The sequence below is a fragment of the Elizabethkingia sp. YR214 genome, assembly GCF_003058195.1.
In the GTDB taxonomy this organism is placed as follows: domain Bacteria; phylum Bacteroidota; class Bacteroidia; order Flavobacteriales; family Weeksellaceae; genus Elizabethkingia.
Genome location: NZ_QBUH01000002.1, coordinates 214,336 through 232,356 on the forward strand (window position 1 = coordinate 214,336; position 18,021 = coordinate 232,356).

13 protein-coding genes are annotated in these 18,021 nt (G+C 36.0%); 12 read left to right on the forward strand and 1 reads right to left on the reverse strand.

Going from position 1 to position 18,021, the window contains the following annotated elements; translation table 11 throughout:
• Positions 1–5 precede the first annotated feature (5 nt).
• From C8J95_RS04100 to C8J95_RS04115, 4 genes are all read left to right on the forward strand, one after another.
• The gene (locus C8J95_RS04100; RefSeq protein ID WP_107808869.1) at positions 6–1,607 is read left to right on the forward strand and encodes a RagB/SusD family nutrient uptake outer membrane protein; all 1,602 of its coding nucleotides are present in this window, start codon (positions 6–8) and stop codon (positions 1,605–1,607) included.
• Between the two features lie 16 nt (positions 1,608–1,623).
• Positions 1,624–2,721 (forward strand): SusE domain-containing protein, encoded by a 1,098-nt coding sequence (locus C8J95_RS04105; RefSeq protein WP_107808870.1) that lies wholly within the window; start codon positions 1,624–1,626, stop codon positions 2,719–2,721.
• 89 nt (positions 2,722–2,810) lie between these two features.
• Entirely contained in the window at positions 2,811–4,754 is a 1,944-nt protein-coding gene (locus C8J95_RS04110) for a trehalase family glycosidase (protein ID WP_107808871.1), read from the forward strand.
• A 59-nt stretch (positions 4,755–4,813) separates the two neighbouring features.
• Entirely contained in the window at positions 4,814–6,976 is a 2,163-nt protein-coding gene (locus C8J95_RS04115) for a glycoside hydrolase family 97 protein (protein ID WP_185124608.1), read from the forward strand.
• A 117-nt stretch (positions 6,977–7,093) separates the two neighbouring features.
• Here the strand turns inward: C8J95_RS04115 and C8J95_RS04120 are convergent, their stop codons facing one another.
• Positions 7,094–7,897 (reverse strand): DUF3667 domain-containing protein, encoded by an 804-nt coding sequence (locus C8J95_RS04120; RefSeq protein WP_107808872.1) that lies wholly within the window; start codon positions 7,895–7,897, stop codon positions 7,094–7,096.
• Between the two features lie 251 nt (positions 7,898–8,148).
• Between C8J95_RS04120 and C8J95_RS04125 the strand changes: the two genes are divergently transcribed.
• From C8J95_RS04125 to C8J95_RS04160, 8 genes are all read left to right on the forward strand, one after another.
• Positions 8,149–8,877, forward strand: coding sequence for a pirin family protein (locus C8J95_RS04125; protein WP_107809025.1), 729 nt, complete (start codon positions 8,149–8,151; stop codon positions 8,875–8,877).
• 108 nt (positions 8,878–8,985) lie between these two features.
• Complete coding sequence (locus C8J95_RS04130) at positions 8,986–9,537, forward strand: NADPH-dependent FMN reductase (RefSeq protein ID WP_107808873.1); 552 nt, start codon at positions 8,986–8,988, stop codon at positions 9,535–9,537.
• A gap of 275 nt (positions 9,538–9,812) precedes the next feature.
• A complete protein-coding gene (gene purM, locus C8J95_RS04135; protein WP_078405118.1) occupies positions 9,813–10,799 on the forward strand; it encodes a phosphoribosylformylglycinamidine cyclo-ligase in 987 nt (328 codons plus the stop codon).
• An 87-nt stretch (positions 10,800–10,886) separates the two neighbouring features.
• Complete coding sequence (purN, locus tag C8J95_RS04140) at positions 10,887–11,450, forward strand: phosphoribosylglycinamide formyltransferase (protein ID WP_107808874.1); 564 nt, start codon at positions 10,887–10,889, stop codon at positions 11,448–11,450.
• A 174-nt stretch (positions 11,451–11,624) separates the two neighbouring features.
• Entirely contained in the window at positions 11,625–13,139 is a 1,515-nt protein-coding gene (purH, locus tag C8J95_RS04145; RefSeq protein WP_078405120.1) for a bifunctional phosphoribosylaminoimidazolecarboxamide formyltransferase/IMP cyclohydrolase, read from the forward strand.
• A 124-nt stretch (positions 13,140–13,263) separates the two neighbouring features.
• Entirely contained in the window at positions 13,264–14,511 is a 1,248-nt protein-coding gene (gene purD / locus C8J95_RS04150; protein WP_107808875.1) for a phosphoribosylamine--glycine ligase, read from the forward strand.
• Positions 14,512–14,646: 135 nt separating this feature from the next.
• Complete coding sequence (guaA, locus tag C8J95_RS04155) at positions 14,647–16,176, forward strand: glutamine-hydrolyzing GMP synthase (protein ID WP_107808876.1); 1,530 nt, start codon at positions 14,647–14,649, stop codon at positions 16,174–16,176.
• Between the two features lie 123 nt (positions 16,177–16,299).
• Positions 16,300–17,946: an AarF/ABC1/UbiB kinase family protein gene (locus C8J95_RS04160; protein ID WP_107808877.1), complete on the forward strand. Its 1,647-nt coding sequence runs from the start codon at positions 16,300–16,302 to the stop codon at positions 17,944–17,946.
• The last annotated feature ends 75 nt before the right edge of the window (positions 17,947–18,021 follow it).

Consider the following 18,021-nt stretch of genomic DNA (forward strand, 5'->3'; position numbering starts at 1 on the left):
CAGCAATGAAATTTTTTAATTCTATAAATCGTAAATTATTAGTTGCCGGAGTAGTAATGTTACTCGGTGTAACTTCTTGTGAAAAAGATCTTGACAGATTACCTATAACAGATATTAGTTCAGCATCGGTTTATGCAAATTTTTCCAATTATAAAGGAGTGTTGGCAAAATGTTATGCTGGGCTTGCCCTTACTGGTCAAAAAAGTGGAGATGATACCGGAGGTGCCGATATCGGTGGTATAGATACCGGAACTTCAAGCTACCTTAGGCAATATTTCCAGTTACAAGAGCTTCCGACAGATGAAGCTGTAGTAGCATGGAATGATGCTTTTCTTCCGGATCTTCATAACATGAACTGGGGATCTACAAATAGTTTTATTACTGCATTATACTATCGTATTTTCTATCAGGTAGCACTATGTAATGAGTTTATTCGTGAAACAACGGATGAGAAACTAGCATCCAGAAATATAACAGGAGCACAGGCAGAAGAAGCAAGATTATACAGAAACGAAGCACGTTTCCTTAGAGCACTAAGCTACTATCATGCTATTGATATGTTTGGTAATGTTCCATTTGTTACCGAAAAAGATGAAGTAGGTGTAAAACCTCCAAAGAGAATCACACGTGAAGAGCTTTTTGCTTATGTAGAAAGTGAGCTGAAAGATCTCGAAGGATTACTAAAAGATCCACGTACCAATGAATACGGACGCGCAGATAAAGCAGCTGTATGGATGGTAATGGCAAAGTTATACCTGAATGCAGAAGTGTATACCGGAGCTAAAAAATATACTGAGGCCAGAACATATGCAGAGAAAGTAATTAATGGAGGTTATAGCCTTAAACCTAAATATGGTGACCTTTTCCTTGCTGATAATAATGTTGCCAATAACGAAGTTATTTTCTCTATCAATTACGATGGACTTAATACCAAAACTTACGGTGGTACTACTTATTTGATCCACGCAGCAGTAGGTGGAAGTATGAAACCTTCTGATTTTGGAATCAACAGTGGCTGGGGTGGCCTTAGAACAACCAAAAGTTTGGTTCAGTTATTCCCGGATGCAAACGGTTCCCGAGATAAAAGAGGAGTGTTCTATACCAATGGCCAAAAGCTGGAGATTGATAATGTAACTACATTTACAGATGGTTATCCATTGGTTAAATTCAAGAATATTACATCGACAGGTAAACAAGGATCGGATGCTTCCGGAGATTTTGTAGATACCGATTTCCCGATGTTCCGTCTGGCAGATGCTTATCTGATGTATGCGGAAGCAGTACTAAGAGGCGGAGGTGGCAGCAATGCTCAGGCTCTTACCTATGTGAATCAGCTGAGGACAAGAGCTTATGGTGATAACTCCGGAAATGTAAATTCTCTGAATTTAGACTTTATTCTTGATGAAAGAGCACGAGAGTTATCCTGGGAAGCAACAAGAAGAACAGATCTTATCCGCTTTGGTAAATTTACTGGAAGTAGTTATTTGTGGCCATGGAAAGGTGGCGTTAAGGATGGAAGAGGAGTAGAGGATTTCAGAACACTTTATCCAATTCCTTCCAGCGATTTAATTGCTAATCCAAACCTTAAACAAAATACGGGTTACTAATTTTTGAATTTGTATTATGAAAAATATATTTAAAATAGCATTTACAGCTATTATTGGTTTCTTATTGATTTCCTGTGAGAAGGATGAAGACAGAGCCGTAATTGGTACTCCGGGGACATCTGATCTTAGCATGACAGGAACTAGTTTTGTACTAAATGCAGATAATGCTTCTCAGAAAGCAACAACTTTTTCATGGATCAATCCTTCTTATGGATTAAATGTAGAGGTTAAAAGCAGTTTACAGCTTGCAAAAGCCGGGACTAATTTTGCTAAAATTAAAGAAGTTGCGTTAACGTCCGGAGCAAAAGCGATGGATTATACTGTTCAGCAGTTGAATGCAGCAGCTTTAGAACTTGGCTTACCAGCAGCTATTGCCTCGGATGTTGAAGTTAGATTAGCTTCTAATGTTCCTACACAGTCAACTATTTACTCTAAGACAATAAAATTTACAGTTACACCATACCTTACCTCATTAGATTTTTATTTGGTAGGTGCTGCTACAGCGGCCGGATGGAGCGACAGTCAGTCTCTTTTGCTAAGCAATCAGGATAATACTTCAGTTATTTATACTTACCTTAAGAGTGGTGAAAACTTCAGATTCTTAGGACAAAAATCTTGGAATCCTATTAATTATAGTATTGATCTTCCTGGAACAAAAACTGAAAATAGATATTTTAAAACAGTGTCGTCTAATGTAACTTTGGGTGATAATGAAAATATGAAGTTTACAGGAGCTACAGGGGTATATAAAGTAGAAATAGACAGCAAAGAAAAATCTTTGAATGTTTCTGCATCTCCGGTTGCAATATGGAATCCTGCAAATGTTTATATTGTAGGGTCTGTGAATAACTGGAATGAAAAAGATCCGATTGTAATGAAAAATGTATCTGAAGGAGTATTTGAATATACCATTGCTTTACCTAACGATGCTCAGTTTAAATTCATAGGTCAGAAATCTTGGGGAGATTTAGACTGGGGAAATCTTCCAAAAGATGGTAACTCAGGATATTTAGCTCCAAAAGGAAGTAATGGAAATATTAAATTCGATGGTGGAGGTGCTGTTTACAAAATCACTGTAGATATTAAAAAAGGTATTTATACTATTGAAAAATAATATAGTTATATAATCAAGTATAATAAGAAAGTGTTGTTTTACAGCAACACTTTTTTATTTAAGAATAAAAGATAAATTGAACTATAACCATGAAAAAAACAGTTTCTGTATTATTCTTAATTCTATTTTCTGTATCAAATGCACAACAGCAACGTGAGAAGTATGCTGATGTTCTTAACCTGAAAACAGTTGTTTCGAATCCTAAAAACATTACAACTAATCTTTTTAGCGATATGGGAGCGTGGCACGCCTATGCTTTGCCAGAAAAGGCAGAAGATTACGGATCTTTTATAGGCCCTGTTATTATGGATCTCGATGGACAATGGCTGGCGAATACTATTTCTAAGATCAGAATTAAAGAAAACGGAACAGACATAGATTTGCAAAAATCAAAAACTACCCAGCATTATTATCCGGGATTATTAAAGCAGAATTTCATAATTGATAATCTGGATATAGAGCAGCAGTTAATTTTTGTATCAGGACGTGAAGCAAAAATAAAAACAAGTATTTACAACCGATCAAAAATTCAGCGTGAACTCACTGTGTCCTTTGAAGGAAAACTTCTACCCGAAACCCTTCTTGTAAAAGATAGTAACGGGATTACCGCTCAGCTAAAGGCTAAAGAAAATACATTTAAGTTAGTTTTCGATCAGCCCGTAAATATTGATATTACTACAGATTCGTATACGGCATCTGCAGGAAAAGTAAATATACCAGCAGGTGGTAAGACCGATTTTATTCAGTCTCAATATTATTTTCTTCAGACTAAAGAGGCAAATACTAAAAATAAAGAAGTAGATTTTGGTATTCAGTTAAAGCAAAATGATAAGCGCTGGAATGGTTATCTTCAGCAATATTTCTTGCACACCTCTCAATTAGATGAAAAGAAACAGAGACTTGCTGTAAAAGCAATTGTTACGTTAATGACTAACTGGAGAACAGCTGCTAAAGACCTGCTACATGATGGTGTATTTCCTTCAGCTTCTTACCAGGGATTTTATGGTTTTTGGAGTTGGGATAGTTGGAAACAGGCTGTAGGGTTGAGTTATTTTAATACCTCTCTGGCCAAAGACAATATTCGTAGTATGTTCGACTATATGGACGAATACGGAATGGTGGCAGACTGTGTATACACAGATAAAAAAGAGAATAACTGGCGGGATACCAAACCTCCTTTAGCCGCATGGGCTGTATGGAAAGTCTATGAACAAACTAAAGATGCAGCATTTGTAAAAGAAATATATCCTAAACTGATAAAATACCATAAGTGGTGGTATGAAAACAGAGACCATGATAAGAACATGTTGTGTGAATATGGTTCTACAGACGGAACGCGAATTGCTGCAGCCTGGGAAAGTGGAATGGATAATGCAGTGCGCTTTGATGAGGCTGTATTGATGAAAAATAATGATAAAGCCTGGTCTCTAAACCAGGAGAGTATAGATCTGAATGCTTATCTGTTCGCCGAAAAAAAATACTTGTCTCAGCTGGCTGCAGTTATAGGCAATAAGAAAGAGACTCAAGATTGGAATAATTCCGTCATCGGACTGGCAGATAAAATCAATCAGAGATTTTATGATACTACCAAAGGTTACTATTATGATAAACTTTTGGGAAAACAAGAACCTATCTCAGTAGAAGGACCTGAAGGATGGATTCCTTTATGGGCTGGTATTGCTACAAAAGAGCAGGCAAATGCTGTTTCAAAGGTTATGATGAATCAGCACAAATTCAATACAAAAGTGCCATTACCAACTCTTACAGCCGATCATCCGAAATTTGATCCACTAAAAGGCTACTGGCGTGGCCCTGTATGGATAGATCAGTTTTATTTCGGAATTACAGGATTGAGAAAATATGGCTATCAGCAGCAGGCTGACGAATTGATTAATAAATTTATGAATAATGCCGAAGGTCTTTTAGAAGATAAACCCATTCACGAAACCTATCATCCTATAACAGGAAAAGGTCTGAATGCGATTAATTTTAGCTGGTCTTCTGCACATATTTTAATGCTTTTAGCAAAATAAATGATTGTGAGATCGTCTCACTTTTATAACTTTAGATATTACAATATAAAATAACAATTATGAACTTGAAGAAAGTAAGTTTGGCAGTTGCATTTTTTGGTTTGACATTAGGAGGTTTGTATGGACAAACTTTGAAATCTCCTGATGGAAAGTTTCAGATGGATTTCAGTCTGAAAAACGGAACACCATATTATCAGCTGAAATACAATGGAAAAGTTGTGGTGGAGGAATCTAAACTGGGACTTCGTTTATTTAAAGATAACAATATACAGTTTGCTTCTGAGATTAATAAGACAGAAGGAAATGAAAATGATCTGAATCAGGGATTCTCCAAAGTATCTGAAAAAAGAGATACTAAAAATGAAACCTGGCAGCCAGTAATGGGGGAAAAGAAAAGCTATACCAATAACTATAATGAGCTTACCGTAAACCTTCATCAGGACAAACAGGATCGTACAATCGCAATTAAATTCAGATTGTTCAATGATGGTCTAGGCTTCCGTTATGAATTTCCGCAACAGAAGAACCTTAATTATTTCGTGATAAAAGAAGAAGATTCAGAAATAGATCTTCCTTCCGATATGAAAGCATGGTGGATTGTTGGAGATTATGATACTCAGGAATATCAGTATCAAACTTCCAAAGTTTCCGAGATTGCTGCAAAATGGGCTGGCGCTGTAGAACAAAATGCATCGCAGTTCCCGGTAAAAAATACGGTACAAACACCTTTAATTCTTAAAAAAGAAGGTAAAGAGCCATTGTATGTTGATTTAGGAGAGGCAGCATTGATTAATTATCCGGCATCACATTTGGAAGTAGACAGCCAGAATTATAAATTCAAAACACATCTTACCCCAGATGCACAGGGAGCTAAAGGTTATATACAAACACCTTTTAATACACCTTGGAGAACAATTATTGTATCGCCTACAGCTACCGGAATTTTGGATTCTAAAATGATTTTTAATCTAAATGAACCTACAGAATACAAAGATACTTCCTGGATAAAGCCAACCAAATATATGGGAGTATGGTGGGAAATGATTATCGGAAAATCCCAGTGGGCATATTCTACAGAAGATAATGTACATTTAGGAAAAACAGACTTTACCAAACTTACCCCGAACGGAAAGCATGCAGCTAATAATACCAAAGTAAGAGAGTATATAGATTTTGCTGCGAAAAATGGTTTCGACGGACTTCTTATTGAAGGCTGGAATATTGGTTGGGAAGACTGGTTTGGACATTCTAAAGAAGATGTTTTCGATTTTGTAACGCCATATCCGGATTTCGATATTGCCGCGCTTAATGAGTATGCTCATGGTAAAGGCATTAAATTGATTATGCACCACGAAACATCTGGTTCAACAGTTAATTATGAAAGATGGCTGGATCCGGCTTTCAAGCTGATGAACAAATATGGTTATGATGCTGTAAAAACTGGTTATGTAGGAAATATTATTCCTCGTGGTGAACACCATTATAGCCAATGGACTAATAACCATTACCTGCATGTTGCTAAAAAAGCAGCGGACTATAAGATTATGGTTAACTCTCACGAATCTGTACGTCCTACAGGACTTAATCGTACTTATCCAAACTGGATAGCTGCAGAAGCTGCACGTGGTACCGAGTACGATGCTTTTGGCGGAAACAACGCAGATCATACAACGATCCTTCCGTTTACCAGACAAATGGGTGGGCCAATGGATTATACACCAGGTATTTTCCAGACGAAGTTAGATTACTACTTCCCTGGAGACAAGCGTATGGTAAAAACAACACTGGCAAAACAATTGGCTTTATATGTAACCATGTATTCACCATTACAAATGGCTGCGGACTTGCCGGAGAACTATGCGAAACACATGGATGCATTCCAGTTTATAAAAGATGTAGCTGTAGATTGGGATGATACTAAAATACTTGATGCTGAGCCTGGAGACTATCTGCATATTGCCAGAAAAGCAAAAGGTAAAGATGAATGGTATGTAGGTGGTATTACTGATGAGAATAAGCGTGACTTTACAATAGATTTATCTTTCCTGGATAAGGGGAAGAAGTATGAAGCTGTAATCTATGAAGATGGTAAAGATGCAGATTACGACACCAATCCACAGAGCTATCACATCTATAAAAAAGTAGTAACAAGTACTACAAAAATCCCTGTGAAAATGGCGAGAAGTGGTGGGTATGCTATTTCTATTAAAGCTGTAAAATAAATTTCTTGATTTAGAAATTAACTGTTCTATAGCATGGCTATAAATTATAAAAAGGCTGTAAAGTTTTAAACTTTACAGCCTTTTATTTTTATTGAGTACTTAGAAAATAATAATATCCTATTTATTGATCATACCTTTTAGTAATTCAGGATTAAGTTTAGCGATTAATACGCCTACTATAAAAAGGCCGATAAAAATTATAATCGCGGCAGCAATCTGCAATAAGTAAAAGATTATCAGACGTCCAATAATGCTTTTTGTACTTTTCTCTGAATAAAAACCTTTGTAGAACCAAAAAAGTAATATTGGAACAATAAAATATGATAAAGAAGATATTTTTCCAATTGTTATCGGATCATTCTGAAGAAAGTAATAAAAAGGATAAAAAATAATAATAAGCGCAATGGTATAAAAACACTGGAAATAGGCATTCATTACCAGATGCTCGTAATAATTTTGTCCCCATTTTCTAAACGCTATCTTGGTAAGAAGTGAAAAAAACGGTATCAAAGCCAGCATAATAAAAGTGAAATAGGAGAGGAAGCCTGTAGTATAGGCATCAACAAATTTGTCGGATACATTTTGATTAGATGCCTTTATTGCCTTCTCCATGATGTCCTTTATATTTAGGAAACTGGATAATAATATCGAAATTCCACTGAGAACCATAGTAAGGGCAAAAGGCTTGTAGTGGTGTATTCTGTCACCCTCCAAAAATTTTCTGGCCGTCTTTCCGGGATTTAGAATGATGTTTTTAACAGAATAGAAAAACCCTTTTTCTGTATAGTAAGCAAAGCTTTTAGCTTCATCGATTATATAAGTGTGGTCAATTCTTTTGAATTTTTTCTGTCCGCACTCACTGCAAAAATTCCCGTTAATAGCTGTACCGCAACTATTGCAATTTTCTAATACATGTTCCATCTCTTATTGCAATTTATTAAATGAATTTGCAGACTATAATTGTTGCGTATTTTTAATTTCGCAGTAAAAGATACAATTGGTAAAGGTTTTGCCATATTAATCTGATGTTTGATGTTTATTCCTGGTTTTTTTACGAATATATGAAATATATTTTCATATTTATCTTACTTATCTTACTTATCTTACATCAATTCATTCACTACTGTGCTGGCTTAAATTTGCATAAGAAAATAAAAAATAAACATAAACATATGAAAACAGTATTTCACAGTGCAGACAGCAGAGGATTTGCAGATCATGGCTGGTTAAAAAGTGCACACAGTTTTAGCTTTGCAGGCTACTTTAACCCTGAAAGAGTAAACTTTGGAACATTAAGAGTTTTAAATGATGACTATGTAGAAGGTGGTATGGGCTTTGGCAAACACCCTCATAACAATATGGAAATTATTTCTATCCCATTAGAAGGAGATCTGAAGCATGGTGATAATATGGGAAGTGCAGGAATCATAAAAAAAGGAGATGTTCAGGTAATGTCTGCCGGTACAGGAGTAATGCATAGTGAGATGAATGCTAATGCAGATAAAGCGGTAAAATTCCTACAGATATGGATTTTCCCTAATAAAGAAAATGTTACGCCTAGATATGATCAGGTAGATGTTTCCGGAGATTATAAGAAAAACGATTTCCAACAGATATTGTCACCTAATGCAGATGATGCAGGAGTATGGATCCATCAGGATGCATGGTTCAACGTGGCTAATTTTGATAAAGGATTCAACAAAGATTATCCTATTCATAAAGAAGGAAATGGCGCTTACGTTTTTGTATTAAATGGTCAGGTGAAGATCGGAGATCAGGTACTAAATACCCGTGATGCACTAGGAATTTGGGATATTGATAAGTTCAACATTGAAGCAACAGAAAATTCTGAAGTTTTGATTATTGATGTTCCTATGAATTTGCCTAATTTTGCAAATTAATTTGAATTCAGAAAATTTAAAATAATAAATGAGCCGAAATCAATACTTCGTAATAAGTAATGATAGCGGCTCATTTTATACTAACAATTAGAAATATTATATATACAGATGAAAATAGTAGCTTTTGCAGGAACTAACTCTCCGGCATCAATTAATAAGTTATTGGTAGAATATGTTGCAAAGCAATTTGACAGCAATGAAGTAGAGCTTTTGGATCTTAATGATTATGAAATGCCTATTTATGGAGTTCACAGAGAACAACAATCCGGAGTTCCTCAGGAGGCGAAGAATTTCGCAGAAAAAATTGACAGTGCAGATTTAGTATTGATGTCTCTTGCTGAGCATAATAGCAGTTATTCTGTAGCATTTAAAAATGTTTTCGACTGGGTATCCCGTATTCCGGGAAGACCACACTGGGGAGATAAAGATATCTTCCTGATGGCTACAGCACCAGGACCAAAAGGTGGAGCAAATGTATTAGCTGCTGCAACTGCTCGTTTCCCTCACAGTGGTGGAAATATTGTAGAAACTTTTTCATTGCCTAAATTCAAAGATAACTTTGATGCTGAAAAAGGAATTGTAGATGCTGAAAAAGCTAAAGAATTGGAGCATAAAATTGCCAAAATAAAAGAAGAATTCGCTGCAAAAGTAAATGCGTAAATTCTTATAGGATTTTAAAGTAAATTTTATTAAATTTGCACATCAAAATTCAGAAGTGAAGATCATAAAGCAATTTAAAGAAAAGCATCAGTCATCCCGGACAATAGGAAAAGACAAATCGGTGTGCCCTTTAAATTTGAGATAAAATAATGGCCGACAGACTCCAAAAGTTTGTCGGCTTTTTTATTTACGTTTTTTGATAAAACAAATTGAGAATCAAAACTTCAGATCAATTTTAAATTGTAATTTTATTCACTAAATAATAAAAACTAAAAATGAATACCTACAAATCCGCAGGAGTTGACAAAGAAGAAGGGTACAAGACGGTGGACAAGATAAAGAAGGCCGTTAGCGAAACACACAACCCGAACGTACTGAACAATCTTGGAAGCTTTGGTGCTTTTTATGAGATTGGTGGTTACAAAAACCCAGTATTGGTAAGTGGTACAGATGGTGTTGGTACCAAACTAAAAATAGCATTGGATACAAAACAATACGGTTCTATAGGAATTGACTGTTTTGCGATGTGTGCTAATGATATAGTATGTCATGGTGCAAAACCTTTATTCTTCTTAGACTACTTAGCATGTGGAAAATTAGATGCCGATGTAGCTGCTGAAATCGTTTTAGGAATGGTGGAAGCTTGTAAAGACAATCAATGCGCCCTTATTGGTGGTGAAACTGCTGAAATGCCGGGAATGTATAATCCCGGGGATTATGATGTAGCAGGTTTCTGTGTAGGTATTGTAGAAAAGGATCAGGTTATTGATGGTTCAAAAATCAAAACCGGAGACAAAATTATTGCTTTACCAAGTTCTGGATTCCATTCTAATGGCTTCTCTTTGGTAAGAAAAGTTTTTCCTGATTTCAATGAAGATTTCGAAGGAAAACCAATCCACGAAACATTATTAGTACCTACAAGATTATACTACCAAAGCATTCAGAAATTGATGAATGAAATGGAAATTCACGGTATTGCACACATTACAGGTGGCGGATTATATGAGAATATTCCTAGAATTATTCCTGAAGGTCTTTGCGCAAGTGTTGAAACAAAAGAAATCAGGATTCCTTCTATCATGCTAGAGCTTGAAAAAAGAGGAAATATTGCACGTGAAGAAATGTATGGAACTTTCAATATGGGAGTAGGTATGGTAGTTGTCCTGAACGAAGCAGATGCTCAGAAAGCTTTAGAGCTTTTACCAGATGCCTACCTGGTAGGGGAGATTACAGAGAACGCTGAGAAAATCCAATTAATCTAAAAATAATTTATCAATATAATAATGTAACAATTCACCAATAAAAGATATTGTTATATTACTACATTGCTAGGTTGTTGCATTTGAAAAATGAAGAAAATAGTAATACTGGTATCAGGTTCAGGGACCAATCTGCAGCGGATTATAAACGCTATTGCTGAAAAGGAAATTCAGAATGCTGAAATAAGCCTTGTGGTAGCTGACCGTGACTGTTATGGACTAAAAAGAGCCGAAGATGCCGGAATCCCTTTTCAGTTAGTTAAAAGAGGAAAAGATTTTTGCCAGAAACTGGATATGGTAATTCCTGAAGACACATCACTTATTGTGCTGGCTGGATTTTTATCCGTTCTTACTCAGGAGTTCTGCGAAAAGTGGGAAGGCAAGATGATCAATATTCACCCTTCTTTACTTCCAAAATTCGGAGGAAAAGGAATGTGGGGAATGCATGTACACAACGCTGTTAAAGAGTCTGGAGAAACAGAATCTGGTGCTACAGTACATTTTGTAACGACAGGAGTAGATGAAGGAGAGATTATCCTGCAAGGAAAAATTACTGTTGAAGAAAATGACACTCCGGAAGATATCGCTGGTAAAGTTCACCAGATAGAATATGATATTTTTCCTTTAGCTATTGAAAAAGTGTTGAATAGCTAATCCATTAGACTAATAAAGTTTGAAATAAAATCGGGCTGAGAAAGCAGCCAAAAGTAAAAAGTAAAAAGTGAAAACGGGAATGTTTGCAACAATTATTTGGGAAAGGAAATAATTGTTGCAGATTTTCCAAAGACTAATCCTTAAGTAAGATTAGTACAAAAAGTAAAGAAAGAAATGAAAAAAAGAGCATTAATTAGTGTTTCTGACAAAAGCGGTCTAATCGATTTTGCCAGGTTTTTGGAAAAAAACAATTATGAACTAATCTCAACAGGGGGAACTTTTAAGCATCTTAAAGATGCAGGACTTAGCCCTATTCAGATTGATGAAGTAACTAACTTTCCGGAGATGCTGGATGGAAGAGTAAAAACATTACACCCAAAAGTCCACGGAGGTATTCTAGCAGTTCGTTCAAACGAAGAGCACATGAAAACTGTTCAGGAGCACGGAATTGGGTTGATCGATATGGTAATCGTTAACCTTTACCCGTTCTTTGAAAATGCTGATAAAGAAATTTCTTTAGAAGAAAAAGTAGAATTTATCGATATAGGTGGACCTTCTATGTTGCGTTCTGCAGCTAAAGGTTTCTTTGATGTTACTGTAATTACCGATGCAGGTGATTATACAAAAATTCAGGAAGAAATTGAAACTTCCGGAAATACTCAGCTGGAAACACGTAAGATGTTGGCAGGGAAAGTATTCAACCTTACAGCAGCTTATGATGCTGCTATTTCCAAAATGCTTTTAGAAGAAGAATATCCTAACTATCTTAATGCTTCATTTAAGAAAGTAGCTAATCTTCGTTATGGTGAAAATCCACATCAGTCTGCTGCTTACTATGTCTCTACAGTAGAAAAAGGAGCGATGAAGGATTTCGAACAGTTAGGCGGAAAAGAACTTTCTTTCAATAACCTGAGAGATATGGATCTTTGCTGGAAAGTGGTAAATGAATTCAAAGAAGAAATGGCTTGTTGCGCTGTGAAGCATTCTACACCTTGTGGAGTAGCTGTTGGTACAACACCGGAAGAAACATACAGAAAAACATTTGAGTGCGATCCTGTTTCAATTTTTGGAGGAATCGTAGGAATGAACTTTAAAGTAGATGCTGCTACAGCAACTGCTCTTAACGAAACTTTCTTAGAGATTGTTATGGCACCTGATTTTGATGCTGATGCTTTAGAGATCCTTAACAAGAAGAAAAACCTTCGTGTGATTAAAATTAAACATCCGGTTTCTGATAAACAGGTTTGGGTTAAAATTGATGGCGGTATGCTTGTACAGAATGCTGATGATGAATTCTCTACAGATATCAGTGTTGTAACAGAAAAGCAGCCAACAGATGAGCAGAGAAAAGCATTGATTTTCTCACAAAGAGTTGTGAAATATGTAAAGTCTAATGCAATCGTTGTTTCCAATGGTCAGCAGGCTTTAGGAATTGGTGGAGGTCAGGTTAACCGTATTTGGGCTACACAACATGCAGTAGAAAGAGCAAAAGCTAAATTCGGAGGAGAATTGGTACTGGCATCAGATGCTTTCTTCCCGTTCAGAGATGTTGTAGATTTTTGTGCTGCAGAAGGAATTAAAGCTATCATTCAGCCAGGAGGTTCTATGCGCGATGAAGAAAGTATTCAGGCCGCAAATGAGCATGAAATTCCAATGATGTTTACAGGTATGCGTCACTTTTTCCATTAATTTCATTAACAGGAATTAACTTTCTATTTTTTTGAAAAAAATAGTTTTTATGCTATCTTTGACACTTGCTACAAAGTAAAGCACAAATTTTTAAGATTTAAATAAAAAAACATATAGCTAAAATATGCGAGTATTAGTCGTTGGTACCGGAGGTCGTGAGGCTGCAATTGGATGGAAACTTAAACAAGATCCTAAAGTTAAAAAAATATTCTTTGCAAGAGGAAATGCTTCAACCGAAGAATATGGTGAGAATATATATGAAGATTCTATTCCTGAATTGGTAGAATTTGCAACAAGAGAAAAAGTTGATTTAACAATAGTTGGTCCTGAAGCGCCTTTAGTAGATGGCATCGTAGATGAGTTTAAAGCAGCAGGTCTTAAAATTTTTGGACCAAATGCTAAGGCAGCTTCATTAGAAGGTTCTAAAGCATTCTCTAAGAGATTTATGCAGGATCATGGCATTAAAACGGCTAAAGCTCAGGTTTTCGAAGTATACCAGGAAGCTTTGGACTATGTTAAGGATCACAAATTCCCGTTAGTTATCAAAGCCAGCGGTCTTGCAGGTGGCAAAGGAGTAGTTATCTGTGAAACTCTTGAAGAAGCAGATGCTGTTATTCATGATTTCATGATCAGAAGAATCCATGGTGATGCAGGTATTAAACTGGTTATTGAAGAATTTTTACAAGGATTTGAAGCTTCTATTATCTGTTTCTCTAACGGCGAAGAACTGTTTCCCTGTATCCCGGTAAAAGACTACAAGAAAGTAGGTGAAGGTGACGAAGGTATGAATACCGGAGGTATGGGTACTGTTGCTCCAAGCCCAGAGTTCAATGGAATGCACTATGCTGATTTCGAAAGAAACATAATGTTGCCAACTCTAAAAGGTCTTAAGCAAGAAAACCTTAGCTTCAAAGGATTTATTTTCTTCGGACTAATGGTTACTGCAGAAGGTAGCTACCTATTGGAATACAATATGCGTTTAGGAGATCCTGAAACTCAGGTTATATTACCATTATTAGAAAACAGCCTTGTAGATGTTATCAATGACTGTATGGAAGGTAAACCGGTAGAACTGAAATTCGCAGATAAAAAAGCGGTATGTGTTGTAATGGTTTCCGGAGGATATCCAAGAAACATCGAAACTGGTCTTGAAATAAAAGGAACAGATAAAGTAGATACACTTTGTCTTCTTGCAGGCGCCAGAAAAGGTGGAAACAGCTATTATACAACAGGCGGCAGAGTCGTAAACGTTGTAGGATTTGGAGAGACTTATGATGATGCCAGAAAGCAGGCTTATGACAACATCAAAAAGATTTCTTTCGACTACGGCTTCTACAGACACGATATAGGCTTGTTCGAGCAAAAGAAATAAAAATAAACATAACCCCTGAGCGAAAGTTTAGGGGATTTTAATAAATATCAACGAATTTACCAATATATCAATGTACCGGTTTACTAATAACTGATTGTTACATTATTGTATTGCTAAATTGTTACCTTAATTTTTATGGAAAGAGGAATTATTATTTTAGATTTCGGTTCACAATATAACCAGTTAATCGGAAGAAGAGTAAGAGAGATGGGAGTGTACTCCGAAATTATCCCTTACTACACACCATTGGAAGAAATTAAAGAAAGAAATCCTTTCGGTATTATTCTTTCTGGTGGTCCTTCTTCGGTAAATGCAGAAGATGCACATTTGGTTTCAAAAGAAATTTTCGAATTAGGAATTCCTGTTTTAGGAATTTGCTATGGAATGCAGCTAACAGCACACCTTCTAGGAGGTAAAGTTGCTAAAGGTGTAAAAGGAGAATATGGTAAAGCTGAACTGGAAATTGTAAAGGCTTGTTCTTTATTCGACGGAGTAAAAGAAAGATCTATTGCATGGATGAGCCATTTTGACGAAGTTGAAACAGCTCCTCAGGGATTTGATATCGTTGCTAAATCTGGTGTTATTGCCGGAATGGCAAATGAAGATAAAAAAATCTTTACTGTTCAGTTTCACCCTGAAGTTTCTCATACAGAGGAAGGAAGTAGGATGTTGGAGAACTTTGTTCTGAACATCTGTCAGTCCGAAAAAAGTTGGAAGCTGACTAACTATATTGAAAGAACAGTTGCTGATATTAAAGAAAGAGTAGGCGGCCAGAAAGTTATTCTTGGACTTTCCGGAGGTGTAGATTCTTCTGTAGCAGCCGTGTTAATCCATAAAGCTATCGGAGATCAGCTGACTTGTATTTTTGTAGATACAGGACTTCTGAGAAAAGATGAAGCGAAAAAAGTAATGGAGAACTACGGACAGCATTTCCATATGAACATTAAACTGGTAGATGCTGCTGACAGATTCTTGTCTAAGCTGGCTGGTGTTGATGATCCTGAACAGAAAAGAAAAATTATCGGAAACGAGTTTATCGCTGTTTTTGATGAGGAATCTCATAAAATTGAAGGCGCTAAATTCTTAGCCCAAGGAACAATCTATCCGGATGTTATCGAATCCCAGTCTGTAAAAGGACCTTCTGCAGTAATCAAGTCTCACCACAATGTTGGTGGTCTTCCTGAGGAAATGGATTTCGAACTTTTAGAACCACTAAGAGAGCTTTTCAAAGACGAAGTAAGAAAAGTTGGAGAAGAACTAGGTATTCCTCACCACTTGGTATACAGACACCCGTTCCCAGGTCCCGGATTAGGTATTCGTGTTCTTGGAGCAGTAGATGTAGAAAAAGTAAGAATCTTACAGGAAGCAGATGATATCTTCATCGAAGAATTGTACAAAAATGATCTGTATGAAAAAGTATCTCAGGCTTTCGTAGTATTACTTCCGGTGAAATCTGTTGGAGTAATGGGAGATGAGAGAACTTATGAATATACAGCTGTTGTACGTTCTGCTAATACTATAGACTTTATGACGGCTACATGGAGCAAACTTCCTTATGAATTTCTGGAAACTGTTTCCAACAGAATTATCAATGAGGTAAGAGGTATTAACCGTGTTGCTTACGATATTTCAAGTAAACCACCTGCAACAATCGAGTGGGAATAATTTCCTATATCGATTAATATATTAAAGCAGCCTTTTGGCTGCTTTTTTTGTAGTAGGCTTCCTAAATTATATTGAATATATTTGGAGGAACAGTTTTTGATTAACTAGAACAAAATTATTGTAATGCTAAATAAACAACAGAGAAAGCTAAAGCGCACAAGCCGTCTTATTTCGGTTCTTGCTAAATATGGTTTTAAAGATATTGTGTCCAGAATTGGAGGGCAGAATGATCAAAAAACAAATTTCTCTGATGAGCCGGATACCCAGAATACAGTATACGAACGTATCCGTATGGCATTAGAAGAATTGGGACCCTCCTTTGTTAAAATAGGTCAGGCTTTTAGTAACCGGGAAGATATGCTTCCTAAAGAAATGATTGCCGAACTACAAAATCTACAAGATAGAGTAGAAGTACAGGATCTTGATCTTGATTCTATATTGGAAGAGCAACTGAGTATTAGTATTTCAGATGTATTCCAGTCTTTGGATAGAAAACCTATTGCTTCTGCTTCTATTGCACAGGTATATAAAGGTATACTAAAAGATGGCAGCCCTGTAGTACTAAAAATAAAAAGACAGGGAATTCAGGAGGTTATTGAAGATGATTTATTACTCATGAAAGATCTGGCAAAGATTCTCAATACTTATTTTGAATTTGCACAGCATCTGGACCTGAATAAAGCGATTGCTACGTTTGAAAAATCATTGCTTACGGAACTCTCTTTGGTACAGGAAAAAGAAAACATACAAAAATTTGCTTTTAACTTCAGGAATAACAAAAGTACTTATGTTCCTAAAGTATATGAAGAACTGAGCAATAACGAAGTATTGTGTATGGAGTTTATAGATGGTGTAAAAGCAACAGATATCGAAGGATTAAAAAGATACGGATTGGATCCTGAAATAATTGCGGATAGAGGGCTTCAGCTATTTCTGGCGCAAATCCTGGATTATGGCTTCTTTCATGCAGATCCACATGCAGGAAATATTCTAGTAAAACCAGACGGTAGAGTTGTATTTATTGACCTTGGAGCTACGGGAACTATTTTCCCTCAGGACAAGGAATTATTAGAAAACTTTATCATTAATTTCATTTCGAAAAGACCCAGAAAGCTTATTGAAGTCATTAAAAAAATGGCTGTTGAAATAGATATTAAAGATGAACGTAAACTGGAAAATGATCTTCAGGAAGTTTTAGATTTTGTACATAGTGCATCTCTGGAAAACATAGATGCCGGCTTTATTCTGAATAAGCTGCGTGCTATTCTGATGGAAAATAAAGTCAACATGCCGGAATATTTTTATCTTCTGGTACGTGGAATAAGTCTTATTGAAAGTGTAGGCCGAAAAATAAATCCTAACATGGATCTTGTGAAAAGTGCAGAGCCATATGTGAAGAAGATTATGATGAAGCGTATAAGTCCGAGATATCTATTTAATAAAGGGGTGAAGAGAGCAGAAGAAATTGCAGAACATATTGATGTTTTACCACGTGAAATTAGTAGTGTTTTATTGAAAGCGAATGAAGGAACACTTACCCTGAATACAGAAGTTAAAAATCTCTCCAAAACTAATAATATTATACAAAGAGGGTTTCATGACCTTATTCTGGCTCTTATCCTTTGTGCTAATATGATTGGTACGGCAATTTTATGGGTTGGGAAGGCTGAGCCATTGGTTGGTAATATATCTGTACTGGGTATTATTGGTATTGTGATTAATGTCATTATTATTTTTATTCTGGTACTAAGAATATTAAGAAAAAGATAATTACAGACGGTTAATTTCTTTTATATTTTATTTTATTCCGAATTTTTTCAATACTCTTTATTATAACAAACCTCC

What these genes read in the sequence shown, in the direction of transcription:
- C8J95_RS04100 (WP_107808869.1), top strand. Translation starts at nt 6, where the DNA reads ATGAAATTTTTTAATTCTATAAATCGTAAATTATTAGTTGCCGGAGTA.
- C8J95_RS04105 (WP_107808870.1), top strand. Translation starts at nt 1,624, where the DNA reads ATGAAAAATATATTTAAAATAGCATTTACAGCTATTATTGGTTTCTTA.
- C8J95_RS04110 (WP_107808871.1), top strand. Translation starts at nt 2,811, where the DNA reads ATGAAAAAAACAGTTTCTGTATTATTCTTAATTCTATTTTCTGTATCA.
- C8J95_RS04115 (WP_185124608.1), top strand. Translation starts at nt 4,814, where the DNA reads ATGAACTTGAAGAAAGTAAGTTTGGCAGTTGCATTTTTTGGTTTGACA.
- C8J95_RS04120 (WP_107808872.1), bottom strand. Translation starts at nt 7,897, where the DNA reads ATGGAACATGTATTAGAAAATTGCAATAGTTGCGGTACAGCTATTAAC.
- C8J95_RS04125 (WP_107809025.1), top strand. Translation starts at nt 8,149, where the DNA reads ATGAAAACAGTATTTCACAGTGCAGACAGCAGAGGATTTGCAGATCAT.
- C8J95_RS04130 (WP_107808873.1), top strand. Translation starts at nt 8,986, where the DNA reads ATGAAAATAGTAGCTTTTGCAGGAACTAACTCTCCGGCATCAATTAAT.
- purM (WP_078405118.1), top strand. Translation starts at nt 9,813, where the DNA reads ATGAATACCTACAAATCCGCAGGAGTTGACAAAGAAGAAGGGTACAAG.
- purN (WP_107808874.1), top strand. Translation starts at nt 10,887, where the DNA reads ATGAAGAAAATAGTAATACTGGTATCAGGTTCAGGGACCAATCTGCAG.
- purH (WP_078405120.1), top strand. Translation starts at nt 11,625, where the DNA reads ATGAAAAAAAGAGCATTAATTAGTGTTTCTGACAAAAGCGGTCTAATC.
- purD (WP_107808875.1), top strand. Translation starts at nt 13,264, where the DNA reads ATGCGAGTATTAGTCGTTGGTACCGGAGGTCGTGAGGCTGCAATTGGA.
- guaA (WP_107808876.1), top strand. Translation starts at nt 14,647, where the DNA reads ATGGAAAGAGGAATTATTATTTTAGATTTCGGTTCACAATATAACCAG.
- C8J95_RS04160 (WP_107808877.1), top strand. Translation starts at nt 16,300, where the DNA reads ATGCTAAATAAACAACAGAGAAAGCTAAAGCGCACAAGCCGTCTTATT.